Raw genomic sequence first — 17,013 nt, 5'->3', positions numbered from 1 at the left:
TCAGTGCCGGCGCTTACTCGCTGCGTGAGCCCTTTATGACTGCCAAACCCAGTCGGTGACTGGCTAACTAGCTACGATAGTCTGCGTTGATCGACACATAGTCATGGGAAAGATCAGAGGTCCATACGGTGGCACTCTCCTGACCGCGCCCTAAACTGATGCGAATCGTAATTTCGTCTTGCGCCATGACGGCACTGCCTGCGGCTTCCGTATAACCAGCCGCACGACCACCTTCTTCGACCAAGCGAACATCTGCCAGGTCAATGACAATGCGGTCCACGTCAAAGTCAGCCACAGGCGCTCGCCCTACTGCGGCCAGGATACGCCCCCAGTTAGCATCAGAGGCGTAAAGCGCTGTTTTCACCAAGGGTGAGTGGGCGACGGTAAATGCGACATCCAGCGCTTCCTGACGACTTTCTGCGTCATCAACCTGGAGCGTCACAAACTTTGTCGCGCCCTCACCATCACGGATGATCGCCTGAGCCAAGCTCGTCATTACCTGCTGCAATGCATCACGGAAGACAGCGATATCCTCGTCGTCTTCAATCGCCGTTCCCGTGCCTGTCGCTGCCAGCATGCACGCATCATTGGTTGAAGTATCGCTATCCACGGTAATGCAGTTAAACGAGGCATCCACCGTCTCGCGTAACAAGCGATCCAGCAATGGCTGTTCAATAGCAGCATCCGTGACGACAAAGCCCAACATGGTCGCCATGTTGGGTTTAATCATACCTGAGCCTTTAGTGATGCCATTGATAGTAACTGACCCGTCACTAACCTTCGCGGTAACGCTGGCGCCTTTGGCTCGGGTGTCGGTGGTTAAAATCCCTTCACCGGCATTTTGCCACGCCTGACTATTGTCAGCACCTGACGCAAGCGCTGGCGTGATACCGGCTAAAAGGTGCTCCATGGGAAGTGGTTCACCGATAACCCCCGTTGAGAAAGGCAGTACCTGATGCTCGGCAACGCCAGCTTGCTCTGCTACCGCTTTACAGCTGGCGTAGGCATCATGAAGCCCCTGTTTGCCGGTGCCCGCATTCGCATTACCGGTATTAATTAGCCAGTAACGCGGTGCCTGGCCCTGCTCGCGGCAGCGCTCAATATGCGCCTTGGCAACCGACACCGGGGCAGCGCAGAAGGCATTTCGCGTGAACACACCAGACACGGTTGCCGAGGCGGGTAGCTCAATAACTACCATGTCACGACGACCCGGCTTTTTAATACCCGCCATTGCACTTCCCAAGCGCACCCCAGCCAAGGGGGGCATCACCGGAAAGGGACTATTTCCCACCGCCATGATCGTCTCCTCTACCTAAATCCAGACCGCTTCTGATTAGCTTAATTTGCCGCAGCACTGCTTGTACTTCTTACCTGAACCACACACACACGGGTCGTTGCGGCCGACTTTCGGCCCTTCGCGACGGACAGGGCGTGCGTCCTGCTCAGTGCTTTCCACATCACTGTTTTCACCGCTTAATCCGCTTTCACTGGAAGAAGCATCATCGTGACGATTCGCGGCCGCGGCTTTTTCGCGGGCCAACTCTTCACGCCGCTTTTGCTCCAGCGCATCAACTTCTTCAGGCTGACGTACCTGAACATGGCTCAGAATACGGGTGACATCCGCTTTAATATTGGTCAGCAGGTGCTGGAACAATTCAAACGATTCACGCTTGTACTCTTGCTTGGGGTTCTTTTGTGCGTAGCCGCGTAAATGGATGCCCCGACGCAGGTGGTCCATGGACTGCAAGTGCTCTTTCCAACGCGTATCCAGAACCTGAAGCATGACCTGCTTCTCAAAACGACGAATCAGGGTCGCGCCTGCGGCATCCACCTTGGCCGCATAAGCGTCACGGTGCATGTCTTGCAGACGCTCACGCAGCTTCTCTTCACTAAAGCGCTCATCATCAGCGGCCCACTGGACCACCGGGGCATCCAGGTTGAATTCTGTCTTAAGGTGCATTTCAAGCCCAGCCAGATCCCACTGCTCGGCTAAACTCTGCGGCGGAACGAAGTCGTTAATGGTGTCTTCCATGACTTCTTCACGAATACCCACGACAGCTTCTGAAATGTCATCAGAGGCCAGAACCTCATTGCGCTGCTCGTAAATAACCCGGCGTTGGTCGTTCGCCACGTCATCATACTCAAGCAACTGCTTACGAATATCGAAGTTACGCCCTTCCACTTTTTTCTGGGCACGCTCAACGGCGTTAGATACCATTTTGTGCTCAATGGCTTCGCCGCGCTCCAGGCCCAATGCCTGCATGAGACGCTTAACGCGGTCAGAACCAAATAGCCGCATCAGGCTATCTTCCAACGACAGGAAGAACCGCGTTGAACCTGGATCGCCTTGACGGCCAGAACGTCCACGCAACTGATTATCAATGCGCCGAGACTCATGGCGTTCCGAACCAATAACGTGCAGGCCACCGGCTTCCAGCACACCATCGTGACGCTGCTTCCACTCGGCTTTTAATGCATCAATCTGCGCCTGGCTTGGGTTTTGCAGCTTGGCAACGTCAGCTTCCCAGTTGCCCCCCAACATAATATCGGTACCTCGACCGGCCATGTTGGTGGCAATAGTGATCGCGCCAGGACGCCCTGCCTGAGCAATAATCTCGGCTTCACTCTGGTGCTGCTTGGCATTCAGGACATTGAACTTCAGCCCCGCTTCGCGCATTAAGTGCGCCAGGTACTCAGACGTCTCGATGGACGCCGTACCTACCAACACCGGGCGGCCTGCCTCTGTCTCGACCTGAACGTCTTTAATAATCGCCTCGTACTTCTCTTCGGCGCTAAGGTAGACCAGGTCGTTAAGGTCTTTACGGGCTAACGGGCGATTGGTGGGGATGACGATAACATCAAGCCCATAAATCTGACGGAACTCAAAGGCTTCCGTATCAGCAGTACCGGTCATGCCTGCCAGTTTTTCATACAAGCGGAAATAGTTCTGGAAGGTGGTGGATGCCAGCGTCTGGCTCTCGCGCTGAACGGTGACCCCTTCCTTGGCTTCAACAGCCTGGTGAAGCCCTTCCGACCAACGGCGGCCAGGCATCGTCCGTCCAGTATGCTCATCAACGATGACCACCTGGTCTTCCACTACGATGTAATCAACATCCTTATTGTAGAGATGCCGTGCCCGGAGCGCAGAATGCATGTGCTGAAGTAAATTCAGGTTTTGAGCGGCGTAAAGTGATTCACCCTCTTTAAGAAGGCCTTCCGCCTGCATCAACTCTTCAACCCTGTTATGCCCCTGCTCGGTCAGCTCAACCTGCTTTTGCTTCTCCTCCAGCACAAAATCGCCGGTTGCAGGCTGGTCGTCATCTTCCGAGACCTCACCCTCTTCCAACTGCTGGGCAAGCTGATTAACGACGTTATAAAGATTGGTATTTTCATCCACCGCACCTGATATGATCAGCGGCGTACGCGCCTCATCAATCAGGATAGAATCCACCTCATCGACAATGGCATAGTGCAGGCCACGCTGCACCTTATCCTCCAAAGAGAACGCCATGTTGTCGCGCAAGTAGTCAAAGCCAAATTCGTTATTGGTACCGTAGGTAATATCACACCGATATGCATGGCGTTTCTCCTCCCCGGTTTGACCGGAAAAGATAACCCCAACAGAAAGCCCTAAAAACTCATACAGCGGGCGCATCCACTCGGCATCACGGCGGGCAAGGTAGTCATTGACGGTGACAACGTGTACGCCCTTTGCAGGCAGTGCATTGAGATAAACGGCCAGTGTCGCTACCAGCGTTTTACCTTCGCCGGTTTTCATTTCAGCAATACGACCACGGTGCAGGGTCATGCCCCCCACCATCTGTACATCAAAATGCCGCATACCCATGACGCGCTTGCTGGCCTCTCGCACAATCGCAAACGCAGAAGGCAACAAACTATCCAGCGTCTCGCCATTTTCCAGGCGCAAACGCAGCTCCGCTGTCTTACCTTGTAATTCAGCGTCGCTTAATCCTTCATGCTCAGCTTCGAGCACGTTCACACTGCGAACGTTTTTGTGCATGCGCTTTACTTCACGGTCGTTCTTGGAGCCAACAACCTTGCGTAACAAATTATTAATCATGAAATTTCCAAATCATCTTGAGCGAACCAATGGGCTTCGCCCTGTTCCGTATAAGGCAAGTAAAGTACGTTTTAGAAAACCGTGAGTTAAGCGGGCGGACCGCGCTGGGTAAGCACATCGTGTGCGGCTACCCGGCGCTTTATAAAAACATAAACAGGTAAAAAGTGGCGCTGCACCGCGATACGTTTAAATCGCTGCTGCCAACCGCGCAACGCGCGTCGCCTTTTGGCGATCCAGTGCGATTGAGCACGTAAAATAGCCGGCACCCACAAACACACGCAGACGTTACGCTCAGCCCCCCGCATGGCATCAAAAGGCACTAAACTATTGGGCAACAAGCAGCTTACCAGGAGCCCCGCCAGCCACCAACGCGCCAAGCCATAGCGACGGTTACGTCGCGGCAAAGCAGAAAAGGTGTTAAGCGTGGAGGACATGCTGTGGATTGGCTCCTGAGCGTGTTAGGCTCTGCAAATAAGTAATGCATCCGTGTAGATGCCGCTACTTGGCTATATATTGAGGGGTTACCCCAGGATTCAAGCGTATGAGTATAAAGGTTAAGCGTTCTCGCGCACAGCCCATCGCCCGTCTGCTAAACAAGTCAGGGGATATTGGCCAATTAATGCGCCAGTCTCGCTTGATAGATCAGGCCCAGTGTCATTTAAGAGCCCACCTGCCAGAAGAGATGCGCCCACATATCTTTGTCGGCGGCTTTCGCGATGGGCGCTTAACCCTGATCAGTGGGCAGGCAAGCTGGCTGACATGGCTACGCTTTGAACAGCGGCGGCTGTTGACGCTGCTACATCAACTGCCAGGCTTTGAGGCTGTGAACGGCTTTACCTTTAAAGTACGCCCCGTCCGCCCAGTTGAAGCACCTTTGCGTAATACCCGACACTTATCCGCCAGTGCGGGAAAAACGCTCAGCGAGTGCGCAAGCGACACGCACAATCCTGCGCTGCGTAAAGCATTAGAGCGCCTTGCGTCTCACGCACCAAAATAAGCGTGCCGCGCGCCTTGCGCACTTTTCAAATGCCAGAAACGCAAAAGCACCGCCTGAACGGTGCTTTTATCATCAAGGCCAGTTATCGAGCTTGAGCACTATCAAAGGAGAAACCTGGATAGCGCGTCATAGCGAATATCTGACACTCCTGCTTGGCAGTTAGGCCATTGCAGGCGCTGCGTACGAAATAGGCGCAACGGCTTTTTCATCTTCAAACGTTACGATTTCATAAGCATCAGGCTGTGCCATCAATTCGCGGCAAAGCTGGTTATTCAGCGCATGGCCAGATTTTGTACCGTGAAACTCACCAATCAGGCTGTAGCCTAACTGATACAAATCGCCGATCGCATCCAGCACCTTATGCTTGACGAACTCATCTTCGTAACGCAAACCACCTTCATTGACGATGCGATAATCATCAACCACGATCGCATTATCCAGACTCCCCCCCAGGGCCAGGTTATTAGAGCGCAAAAACTCCAAATCCTTCATAAACCCAAAGGTGCGCGCCCGAGAAACTTCTTTCACAAAAGAGGTCGTCGAAAAATCGATAAGCGCGGTTTGTTTCTGCTGTTCGAAAACCGGGTGGTCGAAGTCGATGGCGAACGAGACCTTGAACCCTTGGTGCGGAAGGAAAACGGCTTCTTTATCGCCATCTTTAACCGCGACGCGACGCTTGATACGTATAAATTTCTTTGCTGCATCCTGCTCAAGAATACCCGCCGATTGGATTAAAAACACAAACGGGCTGGCACTACCGTCCATAATCGGTACTTCGGGAGCACTTAGGTCAACGTAAGCATTATCGATGCCTAGTCCTGCAAACGCTGACATCAAATGCTCAACCGTTGCCACTTTCACACCTTCGAGTGAAAGTGCAGTGCAAAGTGTTGTGTCTTCCACTAACTCTGCGCGTGCGGGTATATGTACCACAGGCTCCAGATCGGTTCTAACAAACACAATCCCGGTGTTTGTCGGCGCCGGACGCAAAGCCATGTGGACTTTTTTGCCGGAGTGCAGACCCACTCCAGTGGCGCGGATGACGTTTTGTAGGGTGCGTTGTCTGATCATGGGCAGTGGTCGAACTCTAATGACGGTAGTACCGTAGGGGAAGGAAAGTTATCAAACAGTGTTCACTATAACAGCAAACGAGCGTTTTAACCAATAAAACACTCGTTTGCTGGCCCGGTAAACCTATAGAAACAATCAATCGGCCTGACGGCGCAAGAAAGCAGGTATGTCCAGATAGTCGTCAGCATCGGCTGAGCGACTCTTTTCCGGACGCGGTTTGGGCGCGTGTTCAGGCGCCTCTGCACGGGCAGTTGCTTGCTGACGCATTACGGTAGGCTGCTGTAGCTTACGGTAATCAGAAGAGTCAGCAGAAGAGCGACGTGCAGGTTCACGTGTCGTCGCTTTGGCAGCTTTCGCGCCATCTAATCCAGCAGCAACAACAGTAACACGCAGCTCATCCGACATTTCCATATCGATGGAAGTTCCCACGACAATGGTCGCTTCTTGTGAAGCAAACTCTTGAACGGTGGCACCTACATCGTTGAACTCGCCAATCGACAGATCCGGGCCTGCCGTAATATTGACCAGAATGCCTCGCGCGCCATGCAGATCGATATCTTCCAGAAGCGGGCTACGGATAGCTTTTTCGGCTGCTTCACGGGCGCGGTTCTCGCCGGTAGCTCCGCCCGTACCCATCATTGCCATGCCCATTTCAGACATAACAGTACGCACATCAGCAAAGTCGACGTTGATAATACCAGGGCTTGTGATCAGCTCGGCAATACCTTGAACAGCGCCAAGCAATACATCATTAGCAGCGCTAAACGCAGTTAACAGCGTCGCGCTTTTACCCAGTACGGATAAAAGCTTTTCGTTGGGTATGGTGATCAGCGAATCAACATGCTGAGAGAGCTCTTTCATTCCCTCTTCGGCAGCGCGCATACGCTTGGGGCCTTCAAACGGGAAAGGCCGCGTAACGACAGCGACCGTTAAAATACCCAGTTCTTTGGCAACTTGCGCAACCACTGGCGCGCCGCCGGTGCCTGTACCACCGCCCATACCAGCGGTAATAAAGACCATATCGGCGCCTTCAAGCAGCTCAGCGATTCGGTCACGATCTTCCATCGCGGCCTGACGACCTACCTCAGGGTTGGCGCCAGCACCGAGCCCCTTGGTGATTTCACCACCTAGCTGTAATACTGTTTTTGCGGATACGCGTTTAAGCGCTTGGGCATCGGTGTTGGCGCAAATAAATTCAACGCCTTCAATGTTACTTTCAACCATGTGATTGACGGCATTGCCGCCACCACCACCAACACCGACTACTTTTATGACCGCACTACTTGAGGGTGCGTTATCTACCAATTCAAACATAAGCCCCGTCTCCTGAACCGCGCTTGCGGCCCTGTCAGAAATTTCCTTTGAACCAGCCCTTGATTCTGGCCAGCGCCGAATGGTCTTCCTTGATATCACGTCGAGAGAGCTCGTTGCGACCTTTGTGAGGTGCAATGACTCCCCCGTGGCTTTCTAGACCCTGCCCATGCCGCGCTTCTTGCAGTGCATAGTGCAATAAGCCGACACCTGTCGCATAAATGGGGTTTCGCACGACATCCGCTAAACCTTTAACGTTTTGCGGACAAGCAATACGAACCGGCATGTGGAATATCTCTTCCGCCAATTCGCCGACCCCTTCCATACGTGAGGTGCCACCAGTGAGCACAACACCAGCGGCAACCATGTCTTCATAGCCACTGCGACGTAATTCGTCTCTAACCAGTGTAAATAGCTCTTCATAGCGTGGTTCGACCACTTCTGCGAGCGCCTGACGCGACAAGTCGCGTGACGGACGATCACCCACACTAGGAACCTTAATCATTTCATCGCTTGCGGCCAATTGCGTTAAGGCACAAGCGTATTTAACCTTGATCTCTTCTGCGTGCTGCGTCGGGGTACGTAGCGCCATGGCAATATCGTTGGTGACCTGATCACCAGCAATCGGTATAACGGCCGTATGTCGAATGGCACCTTCAGTAAAGATGGACATATCAGTGGTTCCACCGCCGATATCCACCATGCAAACGCCTAATTCACGCTCGTCTTCGGTCAACACTGCCATGCTGGATGCCAGCTGTTCCAGGATAATTGAGTCGACGTCCAAACCACAGCGTCGAACACATTTCTCAATATTCTGTACCGCGTTGAGTGCTGCCGTTACCAGATGAACTTGCGCTTCTAAACGTACACCGGACATGCCCAAGGGCTCGCGAATACCGCCTTGTGCATCAATTGCAAATTCCTGGGGCAGTACATGTAAAACGCGCTGACCTTCTGAAACCGCCCTTGCCCTCGCTGAATCAATAACGCGATCAATATCAGAAGGAGTAACTTCACGCTCTTTAATAGCGACCACGCCATCTGAATTCATCGAGCTAATATGACTACCCGCAATGCCCACATATACCGAGTGAATATCGCAACCAGCCATAAGCTCGGCTTCTTCCACAGCGCGCTGAATAGACTGAACGGTTGATTCAATATTAATGACAACGCCTCGCTTCATACCCCGTGACGGGTGCGAGCCGATACCAGCAATTTCAATGCCGCCATCATCGGTAGGTTGACCGACAATTGCGACGACCTTGGACGTTCCAATGTCCAACCCGACCACCATATTCGATGCATTGGGTGAGCCTGCCATGAGTCGGGAATTCTCCTTGTAAACTTTTTAAAATTAAAATAAATAGGGATACTTAAACCAACTTATTCTTTGCCTATTATAACTTGGCAACCGATAAGCACGGATAGCTCAATAGCGCTGATGTGAAGTTTAAATCTACAAAATCACCGATAGCCCATAGTATAGAAACAATTGGCATAATACGACCAGCCCGAGCCCACAATAATGGGCTTGAAGTGTAATTTAAACCCCATTAAAGCGTTTTTACGCGCTGACGGCGACTTATCATGGCTAAAGCACGTTAACTCAAATTTGAGTTAGTCTTCAGATGCCCCAAAATCACTCTGACCATGCCAGGCAACAGCGACACCGTTAGGATAGCGCAGATCAATATAACGAATATGCTCACTATACCTTGATAACTCGCGCTGCCAGGAGGCCGCTAAGCGTGCCAAACGCACTTCATGCTCGCGCCGGCCCAGCATAATCCAGGCACCGTTACTTAGCTGTACACGCCATGCACCGCGCGGTTCTAATCGAAACTGAGTAAGTGCCAACGACAAGTTTGCGAAATAAGGTGTTAGGCGATGATAGTAACTTAGCACCTCTTCACTGCTTCCGTTGGGGCCCGCAAGATCAGGCAGACCTGAAGGCACCGCCAGAGGTGCAAAAGCAAAGGGCTCGCCTTTCGGGTTAAGCAAAAAGTCATCATTCCAGCGCGCAACGGGCACTTGTTCCGCCAGTTCAAACACCAGCGCATTCGGCCACTCACGAGAAATACGTACTTCTTTAAGCCAGCCAATCTCCAGGGCCCGGTTACGCAGCACGCCTAAATCAGCCGATAACCAAGTGGCACCTTGAACCAAAGGGGCAAGCTGAGTGCGTAGGTAGTCTGCGCTTACGTAATCCCACTCCCCACGGATGGAAACACGCTCGATGGGCCGGTCCAGCCATAGCCATAGCGCGCGCCCTCCTGCCACTAACAGTAACGCCAGAAGCAGGATACCAAACCAGGCATTACGCCTTTTCATAAGGCCTCATCATGATGCGTTCTGCTTTCCGGCAGAGTGGAGTATCTGCACCACCAGGTCATCAAATTCGATGCCCGCATAGGCAGCGGCTTGAGGCACCAAACTGTGATCGGTCATGCCAGGCACGGTATTAACTTCCAATAGCCAGAACTGGCCATTGGCATCCCGCATCACGTCCACACGCCCCCAGCCTTCACACCCAATGGCCGCAAACGCGTGCTGGCACAGCGTTGCCAGCTGCGCTTCCTCTTCTGCGGTAAGCCCACAAGGAAGATGGTACTGGGTCGTATTGGAAACGTATTTGGCTTCATAGTCGTAGAATCCGCCAGGTACTTCGACCCGAATAGCGGGTAACACACGCTCATCCAGCAGCGCCACCGTGTACTCTTCACCGACCACAAAGCGCTCGGCCATCACCCGGGCATCAAATTGTGCCGCTTCGCGATAGGCGGCCTCAAGCGCTTCCTGGCTTTTAACTATACTGATCCCAAGCGTGGAGCCTTCATGTACTGGCTTAACCATCATCGGCAACCCAAGCTTGGCGACCACTCCGGCCCAGTCTGCATCAGCCGTCAACATAATGCTTTCCGGCGTGGGCAGCCCAATGGCTTGCCAAACCTGCTTGGTGCGTTGCTTATCCATTCCCAGCGCTGACGCCATGACGCCACTACCGGTATAGGGAATGTCCAAGAGTTCAAGCGCACCCTGTAGCGTACCGTCTTCACCACCACGACCATGCAGGGCGACAAATATCGCCGATGGCGCCATAGCCTCAAGTCCGGCTAACCCCTCATCGCGTAAGTCATAGCCTTCTGCGTTAATCTTTTGGCGTTTTAGCGCCTCGAGTACAGCGGCACCACTTTTAAGGGAAACCTCACGCTCAGCAGAAGAGCCGCCGTAAACCACCACCACACGTGAGCAATCAATATTGACGTCTTTCAGGCTCACAGCTCCACCTCACTCATTTGCAGCTTCGCCTTGGCCAAGCTGAGCGAGATACCACCTACGTCGCCCGCCCCCTGAGTAATTAGGATGTCGTCGGGTCTCAGTACATTGGCCAATAGCGCTGGCAGCTCCTGCTTATGTTCAACAAAAAGCGGGTCTACCTCACCGCGCTGACGAATCGAACCTGCAAGCGTGCGCCCTTCAGCGCCAGGGATAACCGCCTCGCCCGCGCTGTATACGTCTAAAAGCACCAGCGTATCTACCTGGGACAGTACTCGAACGAAATCTTCATAGAGATCCCGGGTCCGGCTGTAGCGGTGGGGCTGATAAAGCATCACTAAACGACGCTCAGGCCAGCCAGCGCGGACAGCTCTGATGACCATATCCACTTCGCGCGGATGATGGCCATAATCATCCACTAACATAATCTTGCCGGGCACTTTAGGCGCAGGGAAATGGCCATGCACTTGAAAGCGCCGCCCTACCCCAGCAAACCCTGCCAGACCGCGCAGAATCGCCTCGTCACTCACGCCTGCATCCGTAGCAACAACAATCGCTGCCATCGCATTAAGCGCATTGTGCTGACCAGGCATGGCAAGGCGCACGCTTAAGGGCGCGGCCTGACCAGGCCGCAAAGCCGTAAAGGAAACTTCACCACTTTGCTGCACAAAATCGGTAATTCGATAATCGGCATCGTCTTCAAAACCGTAGGTAACGAACTGGCGCTTGATCTGAGTTCGCAGTGCCCGCACATGCGGGTCATCGATACACAATATAGCCAACCCGTAGAACGGCAGGTTGTGCAGAAATTCGATAAAGGTATCTTTTAATCGTTCGAAGTCACCACCATAGGTGCTCATATGGTCAGCATCAATATTAGTAACTATCGACACCATTGGCTGCAAATGCAGGAATGAAGCGTCAGACTCATCAGCCTCTGCAACCAGATAATCCCCTTCACCCAAGCGCGCATTGGTACCGGCACTGGTCAACTTCCCGCCGATGACAAAGGTCGGGTCCAGGCCGCCTTCGGCTAAAAGCGTCGCCGTTAAGCTGGTCGTGGTTGTTTTTCCATGGGTACCGGCAACCGCAATGCCGTGACGAAATCGCATTAACTCTGCCAGCATCTCGGCACGACGCACCACGGGGACACGGTGCTCATGTGCCCAGCGAATTTCAGGGTTGGTCGTATCAACGGCGCTTGAAACAACCACAACGTCGGCCCCTTCGACATTCTCCTCGGCATGGCCAATCTCAACCCGAACACCACACATGCGAAGCCGCTCAATAACCGAAGAGGCTTTCATATCGCTGCCACTGACGCTGTAACCTTGATTGGCCAATACTTCGGCAATACCACACATGCCCGCGCCACCGATACCGACGAAATGAATATGCTGAATACGGCGCATACCCGGGCCGCTTGAACTTATGCGTTGCAGCGACGATGGGGTTACTGAGTCGGTCACACGTTTTCTCCTTTGTGTAGTATCGCCAGGCATCCTTCGGCTAATCGCTCTGTGGCATCCAGGTGCGCAGCCTGGCGTGCACGGGAAGCCATCAGCGCCAGCGTAGCGGGCTCTAACAAGTCATTTAAATAGTGCGTTAAACGCTCAGGCGTCAGCGCGGATTGCACAACGCATAACGCAGCACCCGCATTAACCAGTACATTGGCATTGACTCGCTGGTGATCATCGACCGCAAAAGGAAACGGAACAAGAAGCGAGGGCTTTGCCGCAGCCGCCAGCTCTGCAACCGTTAGCGCCCCCGCTCGACAAACCACCAAATCAGCCCAATCATACGCTGCGGCCATATCATCAATAAACGGGGAAACGTCGGCCTGTATGCCATGTTCGGCGTACCCTTGTGCCGTTTGAGCGTCCCGCGACTTCCCGGCCTGGTGGCGTATTTCCGGGCGCTTACCGGGTGATAGCGCAGCAATTGCTTGAGGCAAGCGTTCATTTAATGCCACAGCACCTAATGACCCCCCCACCACTAACAAGCGCAGCGGACGCCCCTGTAATGCCTCGATCGTACGCGGCACTTGGCCAAGTGTCGCTATATCTTCACGCACGGGGTTGCCAATGACGTCTGCCCGCGTACCGAACGCTTCAGAAAAGGCAGCATAGCTGCGCGTCGCCAGGCGAGAAAGCACGCGGTTGGTTAAGCCGGCAACTGCATTTTGCTCATGAACGACCAGCGGAATACCCGATAGCCACGCAGCAAGCCCGCCCGGACCACTGGCAAAACCACCGAGGCCAACCACCAGCTGCGGCTTAAAGCTTTTTATGACGTCACGTGCCTGCCAAATAGCTCGGCTAAGGTTCACCGGCGCTTTAAACCAGCCGGCCACACCATTACCGCGCAACCCGCTAACGGCAATGGTATGCAGCTTAATACCGGCCTCGGGCACCAGTCGATTTTCAATACCTCTGGGGCTACCCAACCACTCAACGTCAATGTTTTGCGCCATAAGCGCACGCGCAAGGGAAAGCGCGGGGATCACATGCCCGCCCGTTCCTCCTGCCATGATTAAAACACGCCGATGTGCGTTCACCGTCACAAACGACTCCTTGAAAGTTATTTCGATAACCGCGGTTCATGGCGCGGTTTATAGGGGGTTGGCGCACGGCTCGGCCGCTGTCGTGTTTCTGCATCAACCCGCAAAAGCAGACCAATCATCATGCCAATAACCAGTAAGCTCGAACCACCATAACTTATCAAAGGCAAGGTCAGTCCCTTGGTGGGTAGTAGCCCCGAGCTTACCGCCATATTGATAAATGCCTGAGAGGCAATAACAAAACAGATACCGTAACTTACGTAAGCACCAAAAAGATGGCCCGCAAGTTCAGCCTTCCGGCCAATCCACATGGCGCGACTAATCAACAGGGTAAACAGCAGGATAATCGCAATAGCGCCAATCATGCCTAGCTCTTCGGCAATAACGGCAAAGATAAAATCGGTATGCGCCTCGGGTAAATAGTGCAGTTTCTGGACACTATTTCCTAACCCGGTGCCTGTAACATGCCCACGACCAAAGGCAATCAGCGCTTGGGTCAACTGATAGCTGGTTGCGAACTGGTCTGCCCACGGGTCCAAAAAACTGGTCCAACGCGCCAGACGATAAGGCTCCAGCGCCACCATCATGACCGCACCAAATCCCAAAACAGCACCGCTGCCAATAAGTAACACGAGCGATGCACCACTCATCATTAACATGCCAATGACACACGCGGTGTAGACCACCATGCCGCCAAAGTCGGGCGCTAAAAACAGCAGTCCTGCTGGTAGCGCCAACACCGCAATGGGGCGCCACATGGTAAAAACACGGCGGCGTAAATCATAGGTAAAACGCGACATAAACATCGCCATGTAAAAGATAAGGCCTATTTTACCAAGCTCAGATACTTGAAGACTAGGCAGCGGGCCCGGCAGCGATATCCAGCGCTTACTGCCGTTAATTTCCTGACCAAACAGCAACACGCCTACCAACAATGCTACGCTGATTAAAAAAATCAGTGCCGCATTCTGGCGCCATACTTCAAGGGGTACGCTAAGCATAAACAGGCAGCCTAGCGTTGAAATGAGCAAGAAAACCCCATGCTGCCGAAAGTAGTAGAAGCTATTCTCCAGAAGCCCTATTGAGGCCGAGCTGACCATCACCCAGCCAATGCCTGCAAGCGCCACAGCGGCTGCAATGAGCCAGATATCACAGGGGGAGTTTCGCGTCGTTAATACAGTGTGCAAGCGCTTTAATCGGCTCATAAGGATACTCCCGTCACACTGCTTTCCACCCAGTGACGAAAAGCATCACCTCGAACCTGGTAGTTGGGAAACTGGTCCAGGCTTGCACAGGCAGGTGACAGCAACACACAGTCGCCAGGCTCTGCCTGGCTAAATGCGGCCTCCATTGCCTGCGTTAAGTCGTTTACCTGCTGGACCGGCACATGCGCCGCTACCGCGTCTGAAATTCGCTCACTATCAGCACCAAATAGCAGTGCCAGCCGCGCGCAGCGCGCCAACGGCACCGCTAACGGCGAAAAGTCAGCGCCTTTACCTACACCACCCGCCAACCAAATCAAGCGGCCCGTTAACGTGGCGCCCAACCCTTCAATAGCGGCTAATGTTGCCCCAACATTGGTGCCCTTCGAGTCGTTTATCCACGTCACCCCATTAATACAGGCTACTGTTTCGCTCCGGTGAGGCAACCCCGTAAAGGCTTTTAAGGCTTCTACCATGGCAAATGCATCAAGCGCCAACGCCTGCCCCATTGCCAGTGCCGCTAATGCATTCGTATAGTTGTGCTGGCCAGCTATCTTCAATTCACTTGCCGAAACCCATGGCGTCTGCCCCTGCATGAGCATAAGCTCGGCCCCTTGCCATACCAGCCCCCAATTGTTGTCTGTGGGCGGGTTCGCTGAAAAGCTGACAATGCCTGGTCTTGCTTGAAAAGGCCAGGTCAGGGGGTCGTCCTGATTGACAACCGCATACTCCGCGCCGTTAAAAATACGTTGTTTTGCCAAACGATAGGCCGACATATCACCATGCCTATCCAAATGATCTTCGCTAAGATTCAAGAAAGCCGCGACTTTCGCACCCAAGACAGGCGTGGTTTCAAGCTGAAAACTGGAAAGTTCAAGAACATACAGCTCTGCATCCGGCTGCTCGGCCAATAAATCCAGCGCGGGCGTTCCCAGGTTGCCGCCAACCGCCACTCGCAAACCAGCCGCCCTGGCCATCTCACCCAGTAGAGTGGTCACCGTGGATTTCGCGTTTGATCCCGTGATAGCCGCAATGGGGACCTGGGTCGCGCGAACAAATAGCGCCGTTTCACCAATCAGCACAGGCTCGCCAGTATACGGGTTAACGCGCCCAGCCAGGCTTTCAAGACCCGGCGAATCAGGGCCAACGCCTGGGCTAAGCACTACTTCATAAGCATCCGTAAAATCGAGCGACGTCAGAGGGCCGCAGATGACGTCAACGTTTGGATGAGCTGCATAAAAAGCGTCAAGCCCCGGCGGCTCGCTGCGCGTATCGACGACCATAAACGGCGTATGCGTGCGTGCCAGGTGGCGGCATATTGCTCGACCTGAAAGGCCCAAGCCAACGACCACCGTGACACCCTTGGGTACTCGCACCATCTCTGGCTCCTTTGCGGTTTACGCTTAAGGCGATAACGCTACCGATTAACGAACCTTGAGCGTCGCGAGGCCCAGCAGCACCAGCACAACGGTAATGATCCAGAAGCGCACAATAACGCGTGGCTCAGGCCAACCTTTTAACTCGAAGTGGTGATGCAGCGGCGCCATACGGAAAATACGCCGACCCGTCAGTTTGTAAGACCCAACTTGCAGGATCACCGACAACGTCTCCACTACGAAGATACCGCCCATAATAAACAGGACGATCTCCTGGCGAACGATGACCGCCACAACCCCAAGCGCCGCCCCCAGGGCAAGCGCACCTACATCTCCCATAAACACCTGGGCGGGGTACGTGTTAAACCATAAAAAGCCGAGACCCGCACCTGCAATCGTGGCGCAGAAAATAGCCAGCTCACCGGTGCCGTTTATAAACGGGATATGCAAGTAGTTGGCGAACACTGCATTACCGCTAGCGTAGGCAAACACCGACAATCCCATCGCTACCAGCACGGTTGGCATAATGGCCAAGCCATCCAGCCCGTCGGTTAAATTCACGGCGTTAGAACTACCCACAATCACCAGGTAGGTTAATACGATATAGAACACACCAAGCGGCAGTGCGACGTCTTTAAACAGCGGCACCAACAAGCTGGTTTCAACGGGCGTGGTTGCGGTGAAAAACAGCACTAACGCAGCGCCAAGGCCTACCACCGACTGCCAAAAGTATTTCCAGCGTGCCGGCAGGCCTCGCGGGTTCTTTTCTACCACTTTCCGGTAATCATCGACCCAGCCTATCGCGCCGAAGCCCAGCGTAACGGCCAATACCACCCACACGTAGCGGTTGGTTAAATCACCCCATATGATGGTGCTGATGCCGATGGCCAGCAGGATCATCACCCCTCCCATAGTAGGGGTGCCCGCTTTTGATAGATGTGACTGCGGGCCATCATCACGCACGGCCTGGCCTATCTGGCCTTCCACAAGCCGGCGAATAACCCACGGCCCCAGCCAAAGGCAAAGCATTAATGACGTTAACGCGGCAAGAATGACGCGCAAGGTGAGATAGTTAAAAACCTGAAAGCCCGTATGGTACTGAGCTAAAAAATTCGCCAAGTAAAGTAACATGA

The 17,013-nt window shown here is 53.6% G+C and carries 14 protein-coding genes; 1 reads left to right on the top strand and 13 read right to left on the bottom strand.

Annotated elements, in window-relative coordinates; all coding sequences use genetic code 11:
• Nucleotides 1-67 precede the first annotated feature (67 nt).
• The 3 genes from argJ to FKN99_RS02125 form a co-directional block, all read right to left on the bottom strand.
• Nucleotides 68-1,297 (bottom strand): bifunctional glutamate N-acetyltransferase/amino-acid acetyltransferase ArgJ, encoded by a 1,230-nt coding sequence (gene argJ, locus FKN99_RS02135; protein WP_172116355.1) that lies wholly within the window; start codon nucleotides 1,295-1,297, stop codon nucleotides 68-70.
• A 36-nt stretch (nucleotides 1,298-1,333) separates the two neighbouring features.
• Nucleotides 1,334-4,081, bottom strand: coding sequence for a preprotein translocase subunit SecA (gene secA, locus FKN99_RS02130; RefSeq protein WP_172116354.1), 2,748 nt, complete (start codon nucleotides 4,079-4,081; stop codon nucleotides 1,334-1,336).
• 86 nt (nucleotides 4,082-4,167) lie between these two features.
• Entirely contained in the window at nucleotides 4,168-4,515 is a 348-nt protein-coding gene (locus tag FKN99_RS02125; protein ID WP_172116353.1) for a hypothetical protein, read from the bottom strand.
• Nucleotides 4,516-4,622: 107 nt separating this feature from the next.
• On the opposite strand from FKN99_RS02125, the gene FKN99_RS02120 reads away from it, so the two are divergent.
• Entirely contained in the window at nucleotides 4,623-5,078 is a 456-nt protein-coding gene (locus FKN99_RS02120) for a DUF721 domain-containing protein (protein ID WP_172116352.1), read from the top strand.
• 159 nt (nucleotides 5,079-5,237) lie between these two features.
• Here FKN99_RS02120 and lpxC read toward each other — a convergent pair whose 3' ends face one another.
• The 10 genes from lpxC to mraY all read right to left on the bottom strand — a co-directional run bounded on the left by lpxC (nucleotide 5,238) and on the right by mraY (nucleotide 17,011).
• Nucleotides 5,238-6,149, bottom strand: coding sequence for a UDP-3-O-acyl-N-acetylglucosamine deacetylase (lpxC, locus tag FKN99_RS02115; RefSeq protein ID WP_172116351.1), 912 nt, complete (start codon nucleotides 6,147-6,149; stop codon nucleotides 5,238-5,240).
• 135 nt (nucleotides 6,150-6,284) lie between these two features.
• Nucleotides 6,285-7,463 carry a cell division protein FtsZ gene (gene ftsZ, locus FKN99_RS02110; protein WP_172116350.1) on the bottom strand — a complete coding sequence of 393 codons (1,179 nt, stop codon included), beginning with the start codon at nucleotides 7,461-7,463 and terminating at the stop codon, nucleotides 6,285-6,287.
• Nucleotides 7,464-7,497: 34 nt separating this feature from the next.
• Nucleotides 7,498-8,787: a cell division protein FtsA gene (gene ftsA / locus FKN99_RS02105; protein WP_172116349.1), complete on the bottom strand. Its 1,290-nt coding sequence runs from the start codon at nucleotides 8,785-8,787 to the stop codon at nucleotides 7,498-7,500.
• Nucleotides 8,788-9,083: 296 nt separating this feature from the next.
• On the bottom strand, nucleotides 9,084-9,797 hold the full coding sequence (locus FKN99_RS02100) for a cell division protein FtsQ/DivIB (RefSeq protein WP_172116348.1): 714 nt from the start codon (nucleotides 9,795-9,797) through the stop codon (nucleotides 9,084-9,086).
• Between the two features lie 9 nt (nucleotides 9,798-9,806).
• A complete protein-coding gene (locus tag FKN99_RS02095) occupies nucleotides 9,807-10,745 on the bottom strand; it encodes a D-alanine--D-alanine ligase (protein WP_319941217.1) in 939 nt (312 codons plus the stop codon).
• Nucleotides 10,742-12,154, bottom strand: a complete 1,413-nt coding sequence (murC, locus tag FKN99_RS02090; protein ID WP_253926954.1) for a UDP-N-acetylmuramate--L-alanine ligase — start codon at nucleotides 12,152-12,154, stop codon at nucleotides 10,742-10,744. The genes FKN99_RS02095 and murC overlap by 4 nt, the downstream gene beginning before the upstream one ends.
• Before the next feature lie 53 nt (nucleotides 12,155-12,207).
• Nucleotides 12,208-13,305, bottom strand: a complete 1,098-nt coding sequence (gene murG, locus FKN99_RS02085; protein ID WP_172116346.1) for an undecaprenyldiphospho-muramoylpentapeptide beta-N-acetylglucosaminyltransferase — start codon at nucleotides 13,303-13,305, stop codon at nucleotides 12,208-12,210.
• A gap of 17 nt (nucleotides 13,306-13,322) precedes the next feature.
• On the bottom strand, nucleotides 13,323-14,507 hold the full coding sequence (gene ftsW / locus FKN99_RS02080) for a putative lipid II flippase FtsW (protein ID WP_172116345.1): 1,185 nt from the start codon (nucleotides 14,505-14,507) through the stop codon (nucleotides 13,323-13,325).
• The gene (gene murD / locus FKN99_RS02075) at nucleotides 14,504-15,883 is read right to left on the bottom strand and encodes a UDP-N-acetylmuramoyl-L-alanine--D-glutamate ligase (protein WP_172116344.1); all 1,380 of its coding nucleotides are present in this window, start codon (nucleotides 15,881-15,883) and stop codon (nucleotides 14,504-14,506) included. The genes ftsW and murD overlap by 4 nt, the downstream gene beginning before the upstream one ends.
• A 45-nt stretch (nucleotides 15,884-15,928) precedes the next feature.
• Nucleotides 15,929-17,011, bottom strand: a complete 1,083-nt coding sequence (mraY, locus tag FKN99_RS02070; protein WP_172116343.1) for a phospho-N-acetylmuramoyl-pentapeptide-transferase — start codon at nucleotides 17,009-17,011, stop codon at nucleotides 15,929-15,931.
• Between the last annotated feature and the right edge of the window lie 2 nt (nucleotides 17,012-17,013).

It is taken from the genome of Halomonas hibernica, from assembly GCF_013183775.1.
GTDB classification, from domain to species: domain Bacteria; phylum Pseudomonadota; class Gammaproteobacteria; order Pseudomonadales; family Halomonadaceae; genus Vreelandella; species Vreelandella citrativorans.
This window is presented reverse-complemented; position numbering and strand designations above follow the sequence as displayed.

What these genes read in the sequence shown, in the direction of transcription:
- lpxC (WP_172116351.1), bottom strand. Translation starts at nt 6,149, where the DNA reads ATGATCAGACAACGCACCCTACAAAACGTCATCCGCGCCACTGGAGTG.
- FKN99_RS02100 (WP_172116348.1), bottom strand. Translation starts at nt 9,797, where the DNA reads ATGAAAAGGCGTAATGCCTGGTTTGGTATCCTGCTTCTGGCGTTACTG.
- ftsA (WP_172116349.1), bottom strand. Translation starts at nt 8,787, where the DNA reads ATGGCAGGCTCACCCAATGCATCGAATATGGTGGTCGGGTTGGACATT.
- murC (WP_253926954.1), bottom strand. Translation starts at nt 12,154, where the DNA reads ATGCGCCGTATTCAGCATATTCATTTCGTCGGTATCGGTGGCGCGGGC.
- ftsZ (WP_172116350.1), bottom strand. Translation starts at nt 7,463, where the DNA reads ATGTTTGAATTGGTAGATAACGCACCCTCAAGTAGTGCGGTCATAAAA.
- secA (WP_172116354.1), bottom strand. Translation starts at nt 4,081, where the DNA reads ATGATTAATAATTTGTTACGCAAGGTTGTTGGCTCCAAGAACGACCGT.
- ftsW (WP_172116345.1), bottom strand. Translation starts at nt 14,507, where the DNA reads ATGAGCCGATTAAAGCGCTTGCACACTGTATTAACGACGCGAAACTCC.
- FKN99_RS02125 (WP_172116353.1), bottom strand. Translation starts at nt 4,515, where the DNA reads ATGTCCTCCACGCTTAACACCTTTTCTGCTTTGCCGCGACGTAACCGT.
- murD (WP_172116344.1), bottom strand. Translation starts at nt 15,883, where the DNA reads ATGGTGCGAGTACCCAAGGGTGTCACGGTGGTCGTTGGCTTGGGCCTT.
- argJ (WP_172116355.1), bottom strand. Translation starts at nt 1,297, where the DNA reads ATGGCGGTGGGAAATAGTCCCTTTCCGGTGATGCCCCCCTTGGCTGGG.
- mraY (WP_172116343.1), bottom strand. Translation starts at nt 17,011, where the DNA reads ATGTTACTTTACTTGGCGAATTTTTTAGCTCAGTACCATACGGGCTTT.
- FKN99_RS02120 (WP_172116352.1), top strand. Translation starts at nt 4,623, where the DNA reads ATGAGTATAAAGGTTAAGCGTTCTCGCGCACAGCCCATCGCCCGTCTG.